This is a genomic window from Pseudomonas sp. W2-17 (assembly GCF_041060445.1).
Lineage (GTDB): Bacteria > Pseudomonadota > Gammaproteobacteria > Pseudomonadales > Pseudomonadaceae > Aquipseudomonas.
The window spans coordinates 118869-139787 of sequence record NZ_JAUFNS010000010.1; the positions used below are offsets into that span (position 1 = coordinate 118869).

The following is a 20919-nucleotide window of genomic DNA, read 5'->3' on the forward strand; positions in this document are numbered from 1 at the left end:
CTGTCCTTCATGACGTGCCGAGCCTGGCTGACAGGAATCGGCGAGCTGTTTGAGTCAAACATCGTTACACAATCGACCGCGACAGGACACCTGAAGAATGAGTGAACCTGGCAGGGTGCGGCATTTCCCCAACTGGCCGTCTGCGTTCACATTCCGTAACATCCCCTCCTTTTGCACGCCGCCCGCTAGGTACTCAATGAAACCCGCCCGTCTTCGCGCCGATGTCCTCGCCGGACTCACCACCTCTTTCGCCCTGGTGCCCGAGTGCATCGCCTTCGCGCTGGTCGCGCACCTCAATCCGCTGATGGGCCTGTATGGGGCCTTTATCATCTGCACGCTGACCGCCCTGTTCGGTGGGCGTCCCGGTATGGTCTCGGGTGCGGCGGGTTCGATGGCCGTGGTCATTGTGGCGCTGGTGGTGCAGCACGGCGTGCAGTACCTGCTGGCGACGGTGCTGCTGGGCGGGTTGGTGATGATCGCGTTCGGACTGCTGCGCCTGGGCAAACTGGTGCGGATGGTGCCGTATCCGGTCATGCTCGGGTTCGTTAACGGCCTCGCGATCGTCATCGCCATGGCGCAGCTGGAGCACTTCAAAAGCGGCGAAACCTGGCTCAGTAGTACGCCGCTGTACCTGATGATCGGCCTGGTGGCGATGACCATGGCGGTGGTGTATCTGCTGCCGCGCCTGACCCGGTCGGTGCCCCCGGCGCTGGTGGCCATCCTCGGCGTCGGTCTGCTGGTGTACCTGTTCGACCTGCCGACGCGCACCCTCGGCGACATGGCGCACATCGCCGGCGGTCTGCCGGGCCTGTCGCTGCCGGACGTGCCGTGGAACCTGGACACCCTGCGCATCATCGCGCCCTACGCGATCCTGATGGCGCTGGTCGGCCTGCTGGAAACCCTGCTGACCCTGAACCTCACCGATGAGATCACCGAAAGCCGCGGCTACCCCGACCGCGAGTGCGTCGCCCTCGGCGTCGCCAACCTGGCGTCCGGCCTGTGCGGCGGCATGGGCGGCTGCGCAATGATCGGCCAGACCGTCATCAACCTCAGCTCCGGCGGTCGGGGTCGCCTGTCCGGCATCGTCGCCGGCGTGATGATCCTGATGTTCGTGCTGTTCCTGTCGCCCCTCATCGAGCGCATTCCGCTGGCGGCGCTGGTCGGCGTGATGTTCGTGGTCGCTCAGCAGACCTTCGCCTGGGCCTCCCTGCGGGTGCTGCGCAAAGTGCCGCTGAATGACGTCTTCGCAATCATCGCCGTGACCATCGTGACTGTCCTCACCGACTTGGCCACGGCCGTGCTGTTCGGCATCCTCATCGCGGCGCTGAACTTCGCCTGGCAACAGGCCCGCGAACTGTACGCCGACAGCCACACCGAACCCGACGGCAGCAAGATGTATCACCTCCACGGCACGCTGTTCTTCGCCTCCACCACGCCGTTCCTCGATCAGTTCGATCACCTCAACGATCCGCAGCAGGTCACGCTGGATTGCCGACATCTGATCTTCGTGGACTATTCGGCAATCGCCGCGTTGAAAACCCTGCGCGAGCGGTATCACAAGGCGGGCAAGCACCTGCGCGTGGTGCATCTGTCGGAGCGCTGCAAAAAGCTGCTCAAGCGCGCGGGCGTGCAGCACGCATGAGGCGAGTCACCCGCCGAAGAATGCGCGGCGCAGGGCCTGACGGCTCGGCACTGCGCGTCAGGTAACTGGCGCAGGGCTCATCCAGCGACGAGGGCTCGCCACTTTTCTGCGCACCGGCAAAGCATTTGTTCCAAAAAGACTCAATTTTTGTACACAACCCGCCGCGCGGTCTCTTCATGATCATCCGCAACACCCTCACATTCAGGCCCCAAGTGGCGCAAGGCCAGCCGCCCAGCGTAACTTGACCACTTGATCAGCTCCGTGGCCCGGTAATTGCTCCGGGCAAGCCATCAGCACTGTTCCGTCTTGGTTGTGCGCTTTGGTTTTGCGGAGTTTTCTATGCCTGTCTGGCGAAAGAGTATTCAGTGGCAGCTGACATTGAGCATGGGGGCCGCGTTGGTGATCAGCAGCCTGATCGTGATCGCCATCTACGCATTCGCGCTGAACAAACTGACCGACCGCTACCTGTTGCAGCAGGCGATGCCAGCCAGCGTCGACGCGATCCGCAACGATCTCGAACGGTTACTGGCGGCGCCCCTTGACGGCGGCCAGCGACATCGGTGACAACACACTGGTTTCCGAATGGCTCGGCAACGGCGAGGACGGCGCACAGCAGCCTGCATTCATTCGTTATCTGGCGAAGGTGCAGCAACAGCACAACGCGCTGACGACCTTCATCGTCGCCAAGGGCAGCGGCCACTACATCACCAACAAAGGCGCCGATCGCACCCTCCAGCGCGGCCCGGCGGAGAACGGCTGGTTCTACGGATTTCTCGACAGCAACAAGCAGCGCTCGCTGGACATCGATATCGATGCCACGACCAAGGTGCCGACGCTGTTCATTAACCAGCGCATCGAGCACAACGGCACCGTGGTCGGCGTGGCCGGACTGGGTTTCAGCATGAGCGCGCTGTCGCAGATGGTCCGTGACTTCCACTTCGGCGAGCACGGCCAGGTGTATCTGGTCAGCCAGGACGGCCAGGTCAAAGTCCACCCGAACGCCGAGCTGAACGATCGCCAATCCCTCACCCAATTGGTGGGCGACGCCGCAGCGCGCAACCTGCTGGCCGGTAACGGAAACGGTCAGGCGCTGGAGTTCGAACGCAATGGCGAGGCGTATGTGGCGGTCGCCAAACCCGTCGCCTCGCTGGGGTGGACGCTGGTGAGCGAGGTGCCGCTGGCCGAAGTGTATGGCCCGGCCAAGGATGCGTTGAGGACCATTTCGGCGATCAGTCTGGCGGTGGTGTTGTGTTTCCTCGGCTTTGTCGCCTGGATTGCCCGCGGTATCGTCCGGCCCATCCAGCAGGTGACGACGGCGCTGGTGGACATCGGCGGCGGCCAGGGCGACCTGACCCGACGTCTGGATGACAGCCGCGCTAACGAGCTGGGCGATCTGGCCCGGGGCTTCAATCGATTCATCGAAAGCCTGCGTTTGCTGATCGGCGATGCGCTCAAGACCAGCGAGCAATTGCGCCACAGCGTGGTAGATGTCACCCGGGTGGTCGACAGCACGTCAACCCGTGCGATGCAGCAACAGCAGATGACTGACATGGTCGCCACCGCTGTTCATGAGATGGGCCTGACCGTGCAGGAAATCGCCCGAAATGCGGGCGCCGCTGCCGACGTCTCGCGTAGTACCCATCAGGAAGCGATGTCCGCGAAAAAAGTGGTGGGTGAATCCCTCGGCCACATTCAGAGCATGTCCGACGGTGTCGGCACGGCGGCTGGCGCGGTGGAGAACCTGGCGACCCGGATTTCCACCATCGATCAGGTGCTCAGCGTGATTCGCAGCATCTCCGAGCAGACCAACCTGCTGGCGCTGAACGCGGCCATCGAAGCGGCTCGTGCCGGCGAAATGGGCCGGGGCTTCGCCGTGGTCGCCGATGAAGTTCGCACCCTCGCCGGCCGTACCCAGAGCGCCACCTCGGAGATCCAGCAAATGATGGGTGAACTCAAGAGCGGTGCCGATCAGGCCGTCACCTCGATGCGTGCCGGACAAGCGGCCACTGGCACCGGCGTCGAAGCCAGCCGTCGCACCGGCAATTCGCTGGATGCCATTGCCGGCCATGTCGAAGAACTCACTGATCGCAACCAGCAGGTCGCTGCCGCCACCGAGGAACAAAGCACCGTGACGGAAGAGATCAACCGCAACGTGCAAGGCATTGCCGACCTGGCGCAGTCAACGGTCAGCGATGTCAAAGCCTGTCGGGAAGATTGCCTGAAGCTGTCGGAACAGGCCGAACACCTTGGGGCGCAGATGGCGCGCTTTCGCCTCTGAAAACGATCACGGTGCGCAAGCGCGCAAAATAGCCTCGGTCGCCACCACCTGCGCGTACTCACCGTGCAGGTTGGCCAGCGACATGGCGTGGATGTCTTCGGCAGTGCGTGGCTGTCCGAAGAAGTCCGCGCCGTCGAAGGTGAAGCAGGCGTCGTGGGGCACGATGACCTCGAAGCCAAGATTGCCGCCAGTGCGCGCAGTCGACTCCACGGAATTGTTGGTCACCACGCCGACGATCACCACCTGATTGATTCCGTCCGCACGCAACCAACCTTCCAGCGCCGAATGGCAGAACGCATCGGGCACCTGTTTGTGCAGCTCGCCTTCGTCGTCCCACGGCATAAATGCCGGTTGAAACTCGACACCTGATTGCTGCGGCCAGAACACCGAGTCCGGTGAGCGGGAGAAATGCCGCACGTGAATCACCGTGCGCCCGCTGTCGCGCCAGGCGCTCAGCAGTTCCAGCATCCGCTGCTCGGCGTCAGGGTTGTTGCGTCGGCCCAGCTTCGGGTGGTTGATGCCCTGCTGCATGTCGATGAGGACCAGCGCGGCTTTCGGTTGGATGTCCACTGCTCTTCCTTTCATGACTTAAGGGGCGTACCCCGCTTTGCTGATGGTTTGACGCGAAATTCAATGTGACGGCACTCACTGTAGGAGTGAGCTTGCTCGCGATTCCATTTTTTCAGCGACATCAATGTCTGCTGAAAGAACCTCTTCGCGGGCAAGCGCGCACCTTCAGATGTCTTATTGCCCACTGACCGCAATCGCGAGCAAGCTCACTCCTACAGGGGCTGCGTCAGCAGCTATCGTTTGCCTAATTAAACGGCACTGAAATGCCGCGCCCATTGCTGTTCGGCGAACTGCTCGATGATGAAATCGACGAACGCACGGGTCTTGCCCGGCAGTAACTTGTGCTCACTGTAATAGATGGAAATGTTGCCGTCCTCGACATACCACTCGGGCAGCACCCGTTGCAGCGCACCGCTGCGCAGGTACGGCAGGGCAAACGGCATGCTCACCAGCGCGACGCCCAGACTCTGAGTCGCCGCGCGGCAGGCAGCCTCGGAATCGCTCAGGGTCATACGCACCTTCATGCGCAGCGGGCTTTGCTCCTGACTGCGATGGCTCAACGGCCAGGACCGAATCCGCCCGGTTTGCGGCGAACGGATCAGAATGCCGTCGCAGTCGTGCAAATCGTCCGGGTGCGTGATGCCTTCGTGGGCGTCGACCCATTGCGGCGACGCCACCAGCACGCGGTGAGCGGGCGCCAGTTTGCGCGCGACAACGCCCTGAGGCAGATCGAATCCACCGCCGATGGCGGCGTCGAAGCCCTGCCCGATCAGGTCAACCTGCCGGTTATCGAAATGCCAGTCGGGGGTGATGGCCGGATAATGCTGCAGAAAATCGGCCAGCAGCGGCACCACATACAGGCAGCCGAACACGGTGCCGACGCTGACTTTCAACGTGCCGGCGGGACTGCCCTCGGCGCTGGCCAGGTTGGCGACAGCGTTCTGAATGGTATTGAGGCTGGCGCTGACCTCGCCGAGAAACCGCTGGCCCGCTTCGGTCAGCGTCAACTTGCGCGTGCTGCGCTGGAACAGTCTCACGCCCAGCTTCGCCTCAAGCTTGGCGACGCTCTTGCCGACGGCAGCGGGGGTCAGGCTCAGGCGGCGTGCAGCCTCGGCAAAGCTGCCGACCTCGGCACTGCGCACGAAGCATTCAATGCTGCTGAAGTTCTCCATCGCACTCACTCACAACTTCCGGTTTACACAGACTATCTCGATTACCGGCTACCGCGCGGGTAATCATCGGCAGATACTCGTGCCCATCCACCCACTCCTCACATTCATCGGAGATCGACATGACGCATCCCACCAACCTGATCGGCAAAACAGCACTGGTCCAAGGCGGCTCACGCGGCATCGGCGCTGCGATCGTCAAACGGCTGGTCGAACAAGGCGCCGCAGTGGCCTTCACCTTCGTCAGCTCGGAAGCCAAAGCGCAAGAGTTGCAGGACAGCATCACCGCAGCCGGCGGCAAAGCCCTGGCCATCAAGGCCGACAGCGCCAGCGCAGAAGACATTCGTGGCGCCGTCGCCAAGACCGTGCAGGCCTTCGGCGGCCTCGACATCCTCGTCAACAACGCCGGTGTGCTGGCCATTGCGCCGCTCGAAGAGTTCAGCCTCGAAGATTTCGACCGAACCCTGGCCATCAACGTACGCAGCGTGTTCATCGCCAGCCAGGAAGCGGCGCGGCACATGAAGGACGGCGGCCGCATCATCAACATCGGCAGCACCAACGCCGACCGCATGCCCTTCGCCGGTGGCGGCGTCTACGCCATGAGCAAATCAGCGCTGGTCGGGTTGACCAAAGGCCTGGCACGCGACCTCGGCCCGCGGGGCATCACCATCAACAACGTTCAGCCTGGACCGGTCGACACCGACATGAACCCGGCCGACAGCGATTTCGCCGAAACACTGATGGGCCTTATGGCCATTCCGCGCTACGGTAAATCCGAAGAAATCGCCGCGATGGTCGCCTACCTCGCCGGCCCGGAAGCGGGCTACGTCACCGGCGCCAGCCTGACCATCGACGGCGGCTTCGGCGCCTGATCCCGGCGCCCTCGCCTTCAACGCAAAGCCCCGGACCTTTATGAGCACAAGGGGCTTCGCGCTTTTTGCTTAACCGCATGAAAATTCTGAAAAAAAGTTTTGCCTTCGCCAAAGCTTTCGACTACATTAGCGCGCCTCGACAGACTGAACGTCTGAAGAGATACGGTGAAGTGTCCGAGTGGCTTAAGGAGCACGCCTGGAAAGTGTGTATACAAGAAATTGTATCGAGAGTTCGAATCTCTCCTTCACCGCCACATTAAAAAGATCCCCGCAACGCTTATGGCGTGCGGGGATTTTTGTTTGTGTCGCTTGGCAAAACCGTCTTGGTGGGAGTGAGCTTGCTCACGAAGACGGCATGTCGACCGCCAGTCTTCTCCGGCCACAACTTCTCTTCGCGAGCAAGCTCGCTCCCACAGTTCCTTCATCGACTGGTACAGCGGTGATGTATCTGCCCCGTGCCATCCGCCATCCCACCCTGCAAACGACCACGTGACCCCACCCACCGGACTAACTAGAATCGTCCCGCGTTGATTTTTCCACGCAAAGCGTCGGAAAAATCGCCATTTGGGTGTCTGAGCAGCTAAGGTCTACCCGTCGGACTGTGTGAATGAATTCAATTCCCATACACGACTAGCGCTACACCCAAAAAAACAGTCCGTATTCCGGCCCCCATTGCGCACCCGCGAGAGACACATGCAGGGTGCGAATTCGCAGGAGAAGGTAGATGAATGGCATCGGTAAACGTTTGCGCCAAGAAAGAAAACGTCTGAAATTGACACAAAGCGCACTGGGCGCCATTGGTGGTGTGGAAGCCAACGCTCAGGGGCATTACGAAAGCGGGCAGCGACTGCCCAGGGCGGATTATCTGTTCAAGATCGCCGCCGCCGGCGTGGACATCACCCGCGTCGTCACTGGAGTGGATGCCTCGGCTCGCGTTGAATTGCCCTCGTTTTCGACGATGCAGGCCAATGAGGAGTCGGCGAGTGAAGCCGATCTCGACAGCTCGGAAAGCATGGTGAAAATCATCAGCCAATTGCGCCAGAGCCTGTGGATCACGGCGAATGCATTGTGCGAAGTGACCCGACTGGTTGACTCCGAAGCGCCGCGCTCGAGCGCCGATCATGTCGAAGATCACCTGAAGGTGTTGCAGGGCGACGCTGACATGTTCGCGGCCCTGGCGTTGGCGAAAGTCCAGAAAGCCGCCCACGAAACCCACTGATCCCGATCAGGATCACTGACAACTGCACCTCCCGGATGGTAGCCTTGCGCCATCCAGGGAGGTTTCGATGAACAGATTTCCAGTAATGTCCGCAGCGGTCATAACGTTGCTCTTGTGCGACGTGACGCATGCCGACGTGTTCAAGTGCGTTGCCGCCAACGGCGCGGTCAGTTTCGCCCAAAGCCCTTGCCCGACCTACGTGGGCGAATCCACAGCTCTGCGCCCGCCTCCGTCTCGACTTTCCAGCGAATGGGAGGAGACCGACTTCCCCTATCGCCTGAACAAGAACGCTACCGAGATTTTGCAAGTCAGCCGGCGTAGAAAGCTGATCATCACCAACGAGCGTGAAATTGCCGACCGGTTGCAGAGCATTCGCCCGCCGCCCCCTGGCCTCCCCTCGACGTGCGTCGCCCCTCGCTATGAAAGCGCCTGCTTCGATCCTTCCGGCGGCCGTGTTCGTCAGCCCGTCAAAAGCGGCCTGATGAAATCCTCAGGAAACTGACTCCGCACCGCTGCTTACCACTCGCGGCTTGTCGCTTGAGGCTTGCCGCTCACCATTACTTCTCAATTTTCTGAACTAAGTTTTTACCGGCGCCGATGTGACGCCCCGTGAGAGCTGCTTACAGTCGGGCCCCATCGCCAGAATCACAAAAACGAGCCGGCCATGACCTCCACCGACACCCGCCACGACGCCGTTCAACACGCCGCACAAGCGCTGATCGAGGCGTTCGCCCGCAACGACACCGAGGCCTACTTCGCCGCATTCGCTGACGACGCCACCTTCCTCTTTCACACCCTCCCTGCACCCCTGCTGTCCCGCGCCGCTTACCGCGATGTGTGGGCGGGCTGGCAGGCCGACGGCTTTGCAGTGCTCGGTTGCCAGTCGCGCAACGCGCACATCAGCGTTCAGGGTGATGTGGCGATTTTCATGCACGACGTCGACACCCACGTCCGCTTCGGCGATGAAGAAAGCCATTTCAGCGAGCGCGAAACCATTGCCTTTCGGCAATATGGCGCGCGCTGGCTGGCCTGCCACGAACACCTGTCGGTGAAGACGGGCTAGCTCGGACGGGCCACCAATGCGAGCGGTCCTCAGAGGCTGCCGCACGTAAAACGCACTGCCTTACCTGATTCAGGGTCGCAATGCCGACCACTGCCAATGCCACGATCGGGTTCACCGGTCGAGATAACGGGCCAGCGCTTTTGCGCCGGGCTTATAACAACACGACAGCGCGCAGGAACATCCCATGGCTCACCCCACCACCACGATCGAAACCTTCGGGGTCGAACAGATCCCTGACCATCAGCGCGACGCTGCGCCCCTCGACCTGTTTCGTCTGACCTTCGGCGGCGCCAACACCTTCGCCACCGCCGTGCTCGGCAGTTTTCCGGTGCTGTTTGGCCTGTCGTTCCAGGCCGGCGTCTGGTCAATCCTGCTGGGCGTCGTGCTCGGGTCGATCATCCTTGCCCCGATGGGTCTGTTCGGCGCCCTCAACGGCACCAACAACGCGGTTTCTTCCGGCGCGCACTTTGGCGTTCACGGGCGCATTGTCGGCTCGTTTCTGTCACTGCTTACGGCGGTGGCGTTCTTCTCGCTGTCGGTCTGGAGCTCGGGCGATGCGTTGATCGGCGGCGCCAAACGCATGGTCGGCCTGCCGGAAAACGACTTCACTCTGGCGTTGGCCTACGGCGTTTTCGCCGTGCTGGTGCTGGTGGTGTGCATCTACGGTTTCCGCTTCATGCTGTGGGTCAACAAGATCGCGGTGTTCGCTTCAAGCCTGTTGTTCCTGCTGGGTATCTTTGCCTTCAGCGGCAGTTTCGATGCGGGCTTCGCCGGCACGGTCAATCGTGGCAGCGAGGGCTTCTGGGCGGCGTTCATCGGAGCGGCGCTTCTGGCGATGAGCAATCCGGTGTCGTTCGGTGCGTTTCTCGGTGACTGGTCGCGCTACATCCCACGCCAGACATCGAAAAAACGCATCATGGCGTCGGTGTTCCTGGCCCAGATCTGCACGCTGATTCCGTTTCTGTTCGGCCTGTGCACGGCGACCATCGTGGCCACCCAGGCGCCGCAGTACATCACGGACAACAACTACGTCGGCGGCCTGCTGGCGGTCTCGCCCAGCTGGTTCTTTCTGCCGGTGTGCCTGATCGCGATCATCGGCGGGATGTCGACCGGTACGACGTCGCTCTACGGCACCGGGCTGGACATGTCGAGCATGTTTCCGCGCCTGCTCAATCGTGCTCAGGCAACGATTCTGATCGGCATCGCGGCCATCGCCTTCATCTTCATCGGCCGTTTCGCGTTCAATCTGGTGCAAAGCGTCTCGACCTTCGCGGTGCTGATCGTGACCTGCACCTCGCCGTGGATCGTCATCATGGTGCTCGGCCTGATCGTTCGCCGTGGCTTCTATCACCCGGCGGACCTGCAAGTGTTCACCCGTGGCCAGAGCGGCGGCCATTACTGGTTCGAACACGGCTGGAACTGGCGCGGCCTGGGCGCGTGGCTTCCGAGCGCAGCGGTGGGCCTGTGCTTCGTCAACTTGCCGGGGCAGTTTGTCGGTCCACTGGGCAATCTGGCGGGCGGCATCGACATTAGCCTGCCGATCACCCTTGGCCTCGCGGCGCTGCTGTACATCACCTTGCTGCGCACCTTCCCGGAACCGGTTGGCGTGTATGGCCCCCAGGGCCCTCACCCGCTGTTGGGCAATAACGCACACCGCAATGTGAAGAAGCCAATGGCGATCGGTTGATATTCCGACGCCGTTGACCGAGGGCTCGCTGCAAAGCGGGCCCTTTTTGTTCGGCGGCCTGCGCACGGGGCTACCCCGACCGACGGGGCGTGTGCCGCTGGCGCCAGTGATTTACATCACGCACAATCGCCCCTCACCTCAGCATCCACCCACAGCAACACGTCAGCTCGACCCACAGGAGATCACCCCCGCATGAACGCAAACGACTGGACTGAAGCTGCCTTGGCGAAGTACATCGTGACCAATCCGATGTTGCAGGCTGAAATCCAGGATTTGAGTCCGAAAGAGCAGCAACAGCAGACCCTCTGGGCCTTCGAAGACGAAGCCGAAAATCTGGGCATCCCGACCTGGGAGCTGGCGCTGACTTTCATTGCCGAAACCCCCGAGCAGCTGAAGGAGTTGCGCCTTGCTGCACACAAGGAAGCGGCCGAGGCACTGGACATGGACTGGGAAGAGTACTGCGAACTGAACGAAGTCGAGGTTTAGCCGCGCCCTCTCCGCTCGATCTCAGGGTCGCCAGGCCTGGCGACCCGCCCCCTGACTTGCCAGTCATCCTTTGCGCTTTACCTTGCCCTGCCGGGTGGGTAACGTCTGCGCCACTTCAAAACAAAAAAGGACTCGCTCCATGAGTGATTTGGTCGCCTATCAACTGGATGACGGCGTTGCGACGCTGACCCTGGCCAACGGCAAGGTCAATGCAATCAGCAACGAGGTGGTCGCCGCGTTCAATGCCGCACTCGACCGCGCCGAGCAGGACCGCGCAGTGGTGATCATCACCGGCCAGCCGGGGATTCTCTCGGGCGGGTACGACCTGAAAATCATGACCTCGTCGCCGGAAGCCGCCTTGGCCCTGGTCGCCGAAGGCTCCACGCTGGCGCGGCGCATGCTCTCGTTCCCGTTCCCCGTCGTGGTCGCGTGCGGCGGTCATGCTGTCGCGAAGGGCGCCTTCCTGCTGCTGTCGGCGGATTACCGTATCGGCGTTGAAGGTCCGTTCAGCATTGGTCTGAACGAGGTGCAAATCGGCATGACCATGCACCACGCCGGCATCGAACTGGCCCGTGACCGCCTGCGCAAGAGTGCCTTCGGTCGCTCGGTGATCTGCGGCGAAATGTTCGACCCCAAGGGCGCGCTGCAAGCCGGCTTCTTCGACAAAGTGGTCGCTCCGGAAGAACTCACCGAAGCCGCGCGCACCGTGGCGCTGCAGATGAAGAAGATCAACATGCGCGCCCACAAGCAAACCAAGTTGAAAGTGCGCAAGGAATTCCTCGAGACCCTCGACCGGGCGATCGAGCTGGATCGTCAGATCCCGCTCTGAGGCATCACCGACAACGCGCTGCATTCCCCTGCAGCGCATTCCCCCGAAACATCCCGTTAAATTCCTGACCCTCCGCCCGGGCCGTGGACGATTGCCGATTCCAGTGCACATCCGTACACTGCGCGGCTATTCGCCTACCGGGTGGTCTTTGCATGCTGTTCGTATTGCGTATGTTGTTGATGGGCCTGCACTTTCTTGTCGCCGGCGCGCTGGGGCTTTTGCTGGGCTTGTGCCGCCCGTTCAACCCTGACAACAGCCGCCTGTGTGCTCGCCTCTACGCCCTCCCCGCCATGCGCATCCTCGGCCTGCGCCTGAATGCGCAGCTCAGCCCTCAGTTCGAGCACGCCAGGCCTTGCGTGATCATCTGTAATCACCAGTCCAATTACGACCTGTTTGTCCTCGGCAACATCGTGCCACCGCGCACGGTCTGCATCGGCAAGAAAAGCCTCAAGTGGGTGCCGTTCTTTGGCCAGCTGTTCTGGCTGGCGGGCAACGTGCTGATTGATCGCGGCAACCCGCAGCGGGCACGCCGCGCCATTCTCCAGACCACCGAAACCCTGCAGCACAAAGACACTTCAATCTGGGTGTTCCCCGAAGGCACACGCAACAAGGGCGCGGCATTACTGCCGTTCAAACGTGGGGCGTTTCAGATGGCGATCGAGGCCGGTGTGCCCATCGTGCCCGTCTGCGTAAGCACTTACGTGCGCAGCATGGATTTGAATCGACGGAACAGTGGTGAGGTGATCATCCGCACGCTGCCCGCGATCCCGACAGCGGGCCTGACCAGCGACGACATTCCGCAGCTCATCGGGCTCTGTCACGGCCAGATGCAGACCTGCATCGCCAGCATGGACGCGCACGTCCGCGGGTCGACGGCCGCCGTCCAAACAGACGCTGAACAGCACTGAAAAAACCTGCGAACTCGTTTAAATCCGCCGACTCTGATCAGGGAGCGCGCTAAGCTGCGCGTCAGTTCTCCCTAAAAGAAGAAGCAGACATTATGGGTCGAGTGGTTGCCGCTGCCGTTTACAGCGCCGGAAAGAAAGTCACCAACATCTCCCTCGACGAAGGCGCGGCCTGGGCGGCAAAACCCGGGCATTTCGTCTGGATCGGCCTTGAGCAGCCAGACCTCGAACAACTGACCACGCTGCAGCGACAGTTCAATCTGCACGAACTGGCCATCGAAGACGCGCTGGAAGTCCACAGCCGGCCGAAACTGGAGACCTTCGGCGACGCGCTGTTCATCGTGACCTACGCGCCGATCCGCGAGAACGGCAAGCTGATCTTCATCGAAACCCACATCTTCGCGGGCAAGGGCTACGTCATCACCTCGCGCAACGGCGATTCGAAGTCCTACGGGGTGGTACGGCAGCGCTGCGAGGCCCGGCCGCTGCTGCTGGAGCACGGGGAAGACTTCGTCCTGTATGCGCTGCTGGATTTCGTCACCGAGAACTATCAGCCGGTCACCGAATCGATTCACTGCGAGCTGGAAGAGCTTGAGCACAATGTGCTGCGCAAGGACCTCAACGAAGCCGACATCCACCGCATCCACGCCCTGCGTCGTGACCTGCTGCGCCTGCGCCGTTACGTGGCGCCGATGGTGGAGATTGGTGAAGAGCTGCAGAAGCTCAGTTTCCCCTTCATCGACAAGAACATGCGGCCGTACTTCCGCGACGTGGAGATCCACGTCAAACGGCAGATGGAAGACCTTTCCAACCTGCGCGACATCGCCAGCCAGACCATCGAAATCAGCCTGCTGCTGGAGTCTTCACGGCAGAGCCTGACTCAACGCAAATTTGCCGCCTGGGCCGCGATTCTGGCTTTCCCCACCGCCATCGCCGGGATCTACGGGATGAATTTCCAGAACATGCCCGAGCTGACCTGGCACTACGGGTACTACATGGTGTTGGGCGTGATCGTCGGGGGGTGCGGGATTTTGTTCGCGAGCTTCAAGCGGTCGGGTTGGCTTTGACGGTTTGGCGCGCCATGGTATTGAATCTTCAATGACTCACCGGGTGCTCCCACGGGGCTCGGCGTGGGGACTGACGAACTCTTAATCTGTGGGAGCGAGCTTGCTCGCGAAGACGGCGTTTCAGCCGCCGTAGATGTAGCGGATGCTCCAGCCTCTTCGCGAGCAAGCTCGCTCCCACAATTGATCGTTCGGCAGATGCACCTGCGTGGTTGCAAAATGAGCGCAACCACGCTGTCAGCTCACCGGCCGCTTGTTCGCCACAAACCGCATCATCCATTCCGCTACCGCTGTGCCGTGGTGGTCTTCTTCCAGGCTGGCGATGCCCTTGCCGTAGACCTGCTCACCCAGCGCGTCCTGACGGATGTCGAGCAAGATGCGCGAGTAGTCGTGGATGAATTCCGGGTGACCCTGGAAGCACAGCACCTGGTCGTTGATGTGATACGCGGCGAATGGGCAGAACTTGCTGGTGGCAATGACCGTCGCGCCTTCAGGCAGGGCAGTGACCTGATCCTGATGGCTGATCAGCAGCGTGAGTTTGTCCAGCGCCGGCGTCATCCACGATTGGGTCGGTGTGAGGTTGTAATGATGAATCCCGACGCCCCACCCCTGTGGCGCGCGCTCGGTCTTGCCGCCCAGCAGCAGCGCCAGCAACTGATGGCCGAAACACACACCGAGCAGCTTGTCGCCGCGCTTGTAGCGGTCGAGCAGATAAGTTTTCAGGGTTTCGATCCACGGATCGGTGCCGAAGGAATCGGCCTTGGAGCCCGTCACCAGATACGCGTCGAACTGCTCGTCATCCGGCGGGTAATCGCCCTGCATGACGTTGTAGACGACGAACTCCGCAGGCACCGGCTGTTGAGCAAAGAGTTTTTCGAACATCCGCCCGTAACCCTGGTATTGATCGACCAGTTCCGGGCGAAGTACGTCGGTTTCCAGAATGCAGATGCGTAACGACATAAAAATCCCTGAAGCGACAAAGCGAAAATGCGTGGGCCCAAGCCTGCCTTGAAGGCCGGGGCAAGGCAAGGCCCAGTTGTGCCCGCGCGCCGTCGTCAACTGAACCCTCGCTGTCCCAACCTTGAGACGGCACGGCGAGGAGTCTTCGCTAGAACAACGTCCCTTCTTCGGCTTTCTCCAACAGCAACGCAGGCGGCTGAAACCGTTCGCCATAGCGCTCGGCCAGGGCGCGGGCGCGGGCAATAAACGGCTTAAGCCCGTATTGATTGACGAACTGCAACGCACCGCCAGTCCAGGCCGGAAAGCTGATGCCAAGCATCGAGCCGACGTTGGCGTCCGCCGTTGATCGCAGCACCCCCTCCTCCATGCAACGCACGGTTTCAAGGGCCTGAATGAACAGCAACCGATCGCGAATATCCTGGCAACTGATCTGTGCGTCGGCCTTCTCGAATCGGGTTTTCAGCTCTGGCCACAAGTGCTTGGGTCCGACGTCGGGATAGTCATAAAAGCCCGCACCGGAGGTTTTCCCTGCGCGATCGAATTCATGCAACAGCTGCTCGATCACCGCGTCGGCCGGATGCCCGGCGAGCTCGACGCCCTGCTCGGCCAGGTCCTTGCGCGTCTGCTGGCGAATCTGGCTCATCAGCCGCAACGACACTTCATCGGACACCGCCAGCGGCCCGATCGGCATCCCGGCCTTGCGCGCCTCGGTCTCGATCATCGGTGCACTGACGCCCTCGCCGAGCATTGCAATGCCTTCGTCGGCGTAGGTGGCGAACACCCGCGAGGTGAAGAAGCCGCGCGTGTCATTGACCAGAATCGCGGTCTTGCCGATCTGCTGAACGAAGTCGAAGGCCCGCGCCAGGGTCATGTCGTTGGTGCGCGCGCCCTTGATGATTTCCACCAGGCGCATCTTCTCCACCGGGCTGAAGAAATGCAGACCAATGAAGCGCTCCTGCCGGCTGATGGCGCTGGCAAGGCCCGTGATCGGCAGCGTCGAGGTGTTGGAGGCAATGACCGCATTCGGCACCACCACTTGCTCGGCGGCGGCGCTGACCTGCGCTTTCAGCTCGCGATTCTCGAACACCGCTTCAATGATCAGATCGCAACCTTCGAGATCGCTGTCCCGGCCCGTCGGCTTGATACGGCCCAGCACGGCATCGCGCTGAGCCTCGGTGATGCGGCCTCTGGCAAGCTGCTTGTTCAGCAGTCGCGCCGAGTAATCCTTGCCCTTCTGCGCCGCGGCCAGATTGACGTCCTTGAGGATCACGCTGACGCCCGCCACCGCCGTGACATAGGCAATGCCGCCGCCCATCAGCCCCGCCCCGAGGATGCCGACCTTGCGCATGTTGAACACCGGCGGCGCCTTGGGCCGCGCCTCTGCGGCCTTGACCCGGTTGAGCTGAAACCAGCTGCCGATCATGTTCTTCGCGACAGGTCCCGTGGCGAGCTCGGTGAAGTAACGCGCCTCGATTTTCTCCGCTGTATGGAAATCCACCTGCGCGCCTTCCACAGCAGCGGCCAGGATCTTCTCCGGCGCCGGGTAGCAGCCCCAGGTTTTGCTGCGCAACATAGACGGCGCGATGGCCAGCATCTGCGCCACTTTCGGGTGCGCAGGCGTGCCGCCGGGCAATTGAAACCCCGCTTGATCCCAGGCTTTGATTGGCGCCGGATTCGCCAGAATCCATTCGCGCGCCTTGGCCATCAGGTCATCGGCATCGCTGGCCAGTTGATCGATCACACCTGTTTTCAAGGCGTGCTCGACGCCCATGGTCCGGCCTTCCATCAGCAACGGCAGCGCTTTCTCCAGCCCCAACATGCGCACCAGCCGCACGGTGCCGCCCCCGCCCGGAAGCAAACCGAGGGTGACCTCCGGCAGGCCCAGTTTCACGTGGCCACCGTTGATTGCGATGCGATGGTGGCAGGCCAGACACAGCTCCAGGCCACCGCCCAGTGCCGAACCTTCGATGGCCGCCACCACCGGTTTGCCGAATGTTTCCAGCGCGCGAAGCTGAGCCTTGAGGTCCATGGTCATCTGGTAGAAGGCGGCGGCGCGGGTGGCGTCGACCTGACTCAGCTCATTGAGGTCGCCGCCGGCAAAAAACGTCTTCTTCGCCGAGCGGATGATCACGCCGGCGATGGTCTCTTTGTCCGCCTGCAGGCGTTCAAGGGTTTCGGCCATGGCCTGGCGATACGCCGCATTCATGGTATTGGCCTGCTGGCCGGGCATGTCGAGGGTCAGCGTCACGATCTGATCCGGGCCGGTTTCGTAGCAGATGGCATCGCTCATGCGGTCGTTCTTCCTGAAACGGTTATCGAGTAAAGGCGGTCGGCGTAGCGGTTATCGTGCTCCACGTTCAAACCCGCTCGATGATCGTCGCGATGCCCATCCCGCCGCCGACGCACAGGGTCGCCAGACCGTAACGCAACTGCCGGGCTTCCAGCTCGTCGAGCAGCGTGCCGAGAATGATGCAGCCCGTGGCGCCCAGCGGGTGGCCGAGGGCAATCGAGCCGCCGTTGACGTTGACCTTGTCGGGGTCGACACCCATGTCCTTGATGAACTTGAGCACCACCGAGGCGAAGGCCTCGTTGACCTCGAACAGGTCGATGTCATCAATGCTCAGCCCCGCCCGCGCCAGGGCTTTGCGCGTGGCGGGCGCAGGTCCTGTGAGCATGATGGTCGGATCGGTGCTGGTCACCGCCGTCACCACGATGCGCGCCCGGGGCCGCAGTCCCAGGGACTGACCTTTTTGCGCGGTGCCGAGCAGCATCAACGCGGCGCCATCGACGATGCCGGAGCTGTTGCCCGGCGTGTGCACGTGCTCGATGCGTTCGACATGGCTGTAGACGCGCAGCGCCGTGGCGTCATAGCCCATTTTGCCGATGGCCTCGAAACTCGGGCGCAGGTTGCCCAGCGCCTCCAGCGTGGTGTCGGGGCGGATGAACTCGTCATGGTCGAGCAAAAGCAGGCCGTTCCGGTCCCTGACCGGCACCAGCGAACGGCGAAACGCACCCCGCTCCCGGGCCAGCGCCGCCTTGTGCTGGGATTGCACGGCGAACAGGTCCACGTCATCGCGGCTGAAGCCTTCAAGGGTGGCGATCAGATCGGCGCCGATCCCCTGAGGCGTGAAGTGAGTGTGCAGGTTGGTTTGCGGATCAAGTACCCAAGCGCCGCCATCACTGCCCATCGGCACCCGCGACATCGACTCGACCCCGCCGACCACCACCAGATCCTCGAACCCGGAACGGAGCTTCATCGCGCCCATATTCACCGCTTCAAGCCCCGACGCGCAGAACCGGTTGATCTGAACCCCGGCCACGCTCACGGCCCAATCGGCGACCAGCGCTGCGGTTTTGGCGATGTCGGCCCCCTGATCGCCGATGGGCGTAACGCAGCCCAGCACAATGTCATCGACGTGGTGGGTGTCGAGGTGATTGCGCACTTGCAGTTCTTTCAACAGCCCTGCCACCAGATCCACCGGTTTGACGCTGTACAACGCGCCATCCGGCTTGCCCCTGCCCCGCGGCGTGCGCAAGGCATCGTAAATAAACGCTTCGGTCATGCTGTCCTCGCTAAACCGATGAAATGCTTTCTTATAAGTCTGGCCGACAGTCGAACTGTCATGGGAGCACTGTCTATCACAGCGCGCGTCTTTCCGCCGTATCCATCGACAGGGTAGCTGGTTGTGGGAAGTTTCGGACTCGGACGAACGGTAGCGGGCTATTGAACGCAGGCAGTTTCGGTCGCAGGTGTCTAGCAGGCGAATATCTGAGCGATGGCTATTCGCCAATCCTAACGAAGTTATAAGAATTCGACTGGATAATCCTCAAAGATCTAAACCGCACAGCACGCGGGCTCTAAGGTTTAGTCAGTAGCAGTGGCGCCATAACAAATCGATTCACCCTGCGCCCGCCGTCCACGATCTGCTGATCGGGGCACCTGCTCTTTTGCCTCACCTTTGCCAACCCCCGCCTTGGCCTCGACCAAAGCCCATGGGTTTCTGTCGCTCAGGAATAACAAGAAAAGGCATTTACCATGTTCAAGTTCAAGTTCAAGCGCTCGAAAATACGTCAGGCCGGACTTATCGTTTTCGCCACTACGCTGCTGCTGATCTTGCCGAACATGACGCGGTTGTTTGGCTGAGCATCCTGCGCTCGGCACGTGCAGCACCCTACAACGGCGTCCTCTGATTCCCTGTCTCATACAGGGTGAACGGCGGTCGCATGGGTATCAGGTGGTTATGTCGCGGAGTGTCTGCTGTTTCTGTGGCGGGGGGAGTGGCTGCCTGCCGCACTGAGTAGTGCGCAGACCGTGGGAAGGCGGCCAAGCTAGACGCCCGGCCGCTACGGGTTGATCAACCCTGGCGTTGCACCTGAATCATCGGCGCCGGGACGGGCTCTTTCTTCGCAGCCGTCGGAACAGCAATCGGTGCTGACGGCGACACCAGCACCTTGGCGTGCATCTGCTCGCAACCCCCGCCACGGCGCATGCCGCGCACCGGGCAGGCGTCCAGGTAATCCAGGCCGACCGCCAGCTTCAGATGCCGCTCCGGGATCGCCAACTGGTTGGTCACATCAAAGCTGTACCACGCGTCGTCAATCCACGCCTCCGCCCACGCATGGCTGGACAGATGTTCGCTGCTGTCACTGTAGAGATAACCCGACACATAGCGCGCCGGCACCCCAAGACTGCGAGCACAGGCCAGAAACGCGTGGGTGTGATCCTGACAGACGCCAACACGGCTGGCGAACGCTTGCGCGGCGCTGGTATCGACGGCGGTGGAGCCTGGCGTGTAGGTGATGTGCTCGTTGAGCGCGTGCATCATATCGATCAGCGCGGTGCGGTCAGTGCGCTGGTGGGTCTGCGCGATGGCAAAGGCACGAATCGCTTCGTCAGCCTCGGTCAGGCGGGTGAAGCGCAGAAACGGCAGCGACGACTGAGTCTCGTGTTCCGCCTCGCGCTTCTCGTCGATCTCGACCTGGCCGCGCGCGCCAATCACGATGGCTTCGTGGGGTTCGTCCAGGGTCAGCACGTGGAGAATATTGCCGAACGGATCGATCTGCGCACGCACCGGGCGCGGCAATGCCAACTGCCAGCTCAACACCTGCTGGCGCTCGCTGTCGTGGGGGGTCAGACGCAAATACTGGATGCTGGCGCGGACCTGATCGTCGTAGTGATAGGTGGTCTCGTGGCTAATTGAGAGTCTCATGCAGCCTCCAAGTAAGAAGTGTGAATGACGCTACCCAGTTGGGCCAGAAGTGGAATGAATTCGTTCAACCACTCATGCAGGCCTTCATCGAGGATCTCGTCGATGCCGGTGTAGCGCAGGCGAGCGTCCAGCTCGGCGGCCAGACGCTGGGCGGGACGGCCATTGGCCCCGGGCAGACTGGCGAGAATGATGTCCAGCTCCTCCAGACACGCACGCAATGAGCGCGGAATGTCCGCACGCAACAGCAGCAATTCAGCGACCTGACGGGCACCCGGTGCATCGCGATAGACTTCCGTGTACGCCTCGAATGAGGACAATGCGCGCAACAGCGCACTCCATTGGTAGTAGCCGGCAGCGGAACTGTCTGCTGCCGCGTTGGCGGACGGGCCGCGCAATTCGAGCATTTCATAACGCGCATCGAGCATGCGCAGGGTGTTGTCGGCGCGCTCGATGAACGTCCCCAGGCGAATGAAACGGAACGCGTCGTTGCGCATGATGGTGCCATAGGTCGCGCCGCGGAACAGGTGCGAACGCTCCTTGACCCACTCACAGAAACGGCTCATGCCGTATCGACTCAAACCCTGTTCGGCGATGCCGCGAATTTCCAGGTACGTGGCGTTGATGTTTTCCCACATGTCCGCGGTAATCCGCCCACGCACGGCATGGGCACTGGCCCGCGCCGCACCCAGGCAACTGAAGATGCTTGCCGGGTTTTCGGCGTCCAGCGCGAAAAAGTGCAGCAAGCGTTCGGCGTGCAGGTCGCCGTGGCGCTCCAGGTAATCGTCCAGGGTTCCAGTGATCAGCAGGGGCATGGCGATTTCATTGAGGCCATCCCCGCGTCCGTCCTGTGGCATCAGCGACAGCGAGTAACTGACGTCGAGCATCCGCGCGAGGTTTTCGGCGCGCTCCAGGTACCGCGACATCCAATATAAATCCGAGGCAGTTCTACTTAGCATTGGCAGGCA

General features: G+C 61.7%; 17 protein-coding genes, 1 tRNA gene and 1 pseudogene. 12 read left to right on the forward strand and 7 right to left on the reverse strand.

Features of this window, described 5'->3' with window-relative positions:
- Positions 1-196: 196 nt before the first annotated feature.
- Positions 197-1642, forward strand: coding sequence for a SulP family inorganic anion transporter (locus QWI20_RS14615; protein ID WP_369306105.1), 1446 nt, complete (start codon positions 197-199; stop codon positions 1640-1642).
- Positions 1643-1981: 339 nt separating this feature from the next.
- Positions 1982-3920 (forward strand): annotated as a pseudogene (locus tag QWI20_RS14620) (methyl-accepting chemotaxis protein).
- Between the two features lie 6 nt (positions 3921-3926).
- On the opposite strand, the gene QWI20_RS14625 reads toward QWI20_RS14620, so the two are convergent.
- Together QWI20_RS14625 and QWI20_RS14630 are read right to left on the reverse strand one after the other, a co-directional pair.
- Positions 3927-4490, reverse strand: a complete 564-nt coding sequence (locus QWI20_RS14625; protein ID WP_369306106.1) for a cysteine hydrolase family protein — start codon at positions 4488-4490, stop codon at positions 3927-3929.
- A 248-nt stretch (positions 4491-4738) separates the two neighbouring features.
- Positions 4739-5662 carry a LysR substrate-binding domain-containing protein gene (locus QWI20_RS14630; protein ID WP_369306173.1) on the reverse strand — a complete coding sequence of 308 codons (924 nt, stop codon included), beginning with the start codon at positions 5660-5662 and terminating at the stop codon, positions 4739-4741.
- Between the two features lie 119 nt (positions 5663-5781).
- On the opposite strand from QWI20_RS14630, the gene QWI20_RS14635 reads away from it, so the two are divergent.
- The 10 genes from QWI20_RS14635 (at position 5782) to QWI20_RS14680 (ending at position 13787) form a co-directional block, all read left to right on the forward strand.
- Positions 5782-6531: a 3-oxoacyl-ACP reductase family protein gene (locus QWI20_RS14635; protein WP_369306107.1), complete on the forward strand. Its 750-nt coding sequence runs from the start codon at positions 5782-5784 to the stop codon at positions 6529-6531.
- 164 nt (positions 6532-6695) lie between these two features.
- Positions 6696-6785 (forward strand) — tRNA-Ser (locus QWI20_RS14640).
- 470 nt (positions 6786-7255) lie between these two features.
- On the forward strand, positions 7256-7750 hold the full coding sequence (locus QWI20_RS14645) for a helix-turn-helix domain-containing protein (RefSeq protein WP_369306108.1): 495 nt from the start codon (positions 7256-7258) through the stop codon (positions 7748-7750).
- Between the two features lie 85 nt (positions 7751-7835).
- A complete protein-coding gene (locus QWI20_RS14650; protein WP_369306109.1) occupies positions 7836-8252 on the forward strand; it encodes a DUF4124 domain-containing protein in 417 nt (138 codons plus the stop codon).
- Between the two features lie 162 nt (positions 8253-8414).
- Positions 8415-8813 carry a nuclear transport factor 2 family protein gene (locus QWI20_RS14655; RefSeq protein ID WP_369306110.1) on the forward strand — a complete coding sequence of 133 codons (399 nt, stop codon included), beginning with the start codon at positions 8415-8417 and terminating at the stop codon, positions 8811-8813.
- A gap of 184 nt (positions 8814-8997) precedes the next feature.
- The gene (locus QWI20_RS14660; RefSeq protein ID WP_369306111.1) at positions 8998-10500 is read left to right on the forward strand and encodes a cytosine permease; all 1503 of its coding nucleotides are present in this window, start codon (positions 8998-9000) and stop codon (positions 10498-10500) included.
- A 192-nt stretch (positions 10501-10692) separates the two neighbouring features.
- Entirely contained in the window at positions 10693-10986 is a 294-nt protein-coding gene (locus QWI20_RS14665; protein ID WP_122537871.1) for a DUF6388 family protein, read from the forward strand.
- A gap of 139 nt (positions 10987-11125) precedes the next feature.
- Positions 11126-11815, forward strand: coding sequence for a crotonase/enoyl-CoA hydratase family protein (locus tag QWI20_RS14670; protein WP_369306112.1), 690 nt, complete (start codon positions 11126-11128; stop codon positions 11813-11815).
- Between the two features lie 152 nt (positions 11816-11967).
- A complete protein-coding gene (locus QWI20_RS14675; protein WP_369306113.1) occupies positions 11968-12723 on the forward strand; it encodes a lysophospholipid acyltransferase family protein in 756 nt (251 codons plus the stop codon).
- Positions 12724-12815: 92 nt separating this feature from the next.
- Complete coding sequence (locus QWI20_RS14680; RefSeq protein ID WP_192175029.1) at positions 12816-13787, forward strand: magnesium and cobalt transport protein CorA; 972 nt, start codon at positions 12816-12818, stop codon at positions 13785-13787.
- Positions 13788-14021: 234 nt separating this feature from the next.
- Here the strand turns inward: QWI20_RS14680 and QWI20_RS14685 are convergent, their stop codons facing one another.
- The 5 genes from QWI20_RS14685 to QWI20_RS14705 form a co-directional block, all read right to left on the reverse strand.
- Positions 14022-14744 carry an amidotransferase gene (locus QWI20_RS14685; RefSeq protein WP_369306114.1) on the reverse strand — a complete coding sequence of 241 codons (723 nt, stop codon included), beginning with the start codon at positions 14742-14744 and terminating at the stop codon, positions 14022-14024.
- Positions 14745-14892: 148 nt separating this feature from the next.
- Positions 14893-17034 carry a 3-hydroxyacyl-CoA dehydrogenase NAD-binding domain-containing protein gene (locus QWI20_RS14690; protein WP_369306115.1) on the reverse strand — a complete coding sequence of 714 codons (2142 nt, stop codon included), beginning with the start codon at positions 17032-17034 and terminating at the stop codon, positions 14893-14895.
- A 67-nt stretch (positions 17035-17101) separates the two neighbouring features.
- Entirely contained in the window at positions 17102-18307 is a 1206-nt protein-coding gene (locus tag QWI20_RS14695) for an acetyl-CoA C-acetyltransferase (RefSeq protein WP_369306116.1), read from the reverse strand.
- Between the two features lie 792 nt (positions 18308-19099).
- Positions 19100-19954, reverse strand: coding sequence for a transglutaminase N-terminal domain-containing protein (locus tag QWI20_RS14700; RefSeq protein ID WP_369306117.1), 855 nt, complete (start codon positions 19952-19954; stop codon positions 19100-19102).
- Positions 19951-20910 carry an alpha-E domain-containing protein gene (locus tag QWI20_RS14705; protein ID WP_065989404.1) on the reverse strand — a complete coding sequence of 320 codons (960 nt, stop codon included), beginning with the start codon at positions 20908-20910 and terminating at the stop codon, positions 19951-19953. The genes QWI20_RS14700 and QWI20_RS14705 overlap by 4 nt, the downstream gene beginning before the upstream one ends.
- Positions 20911-20919: the final 9 nt, after the last annotated feature.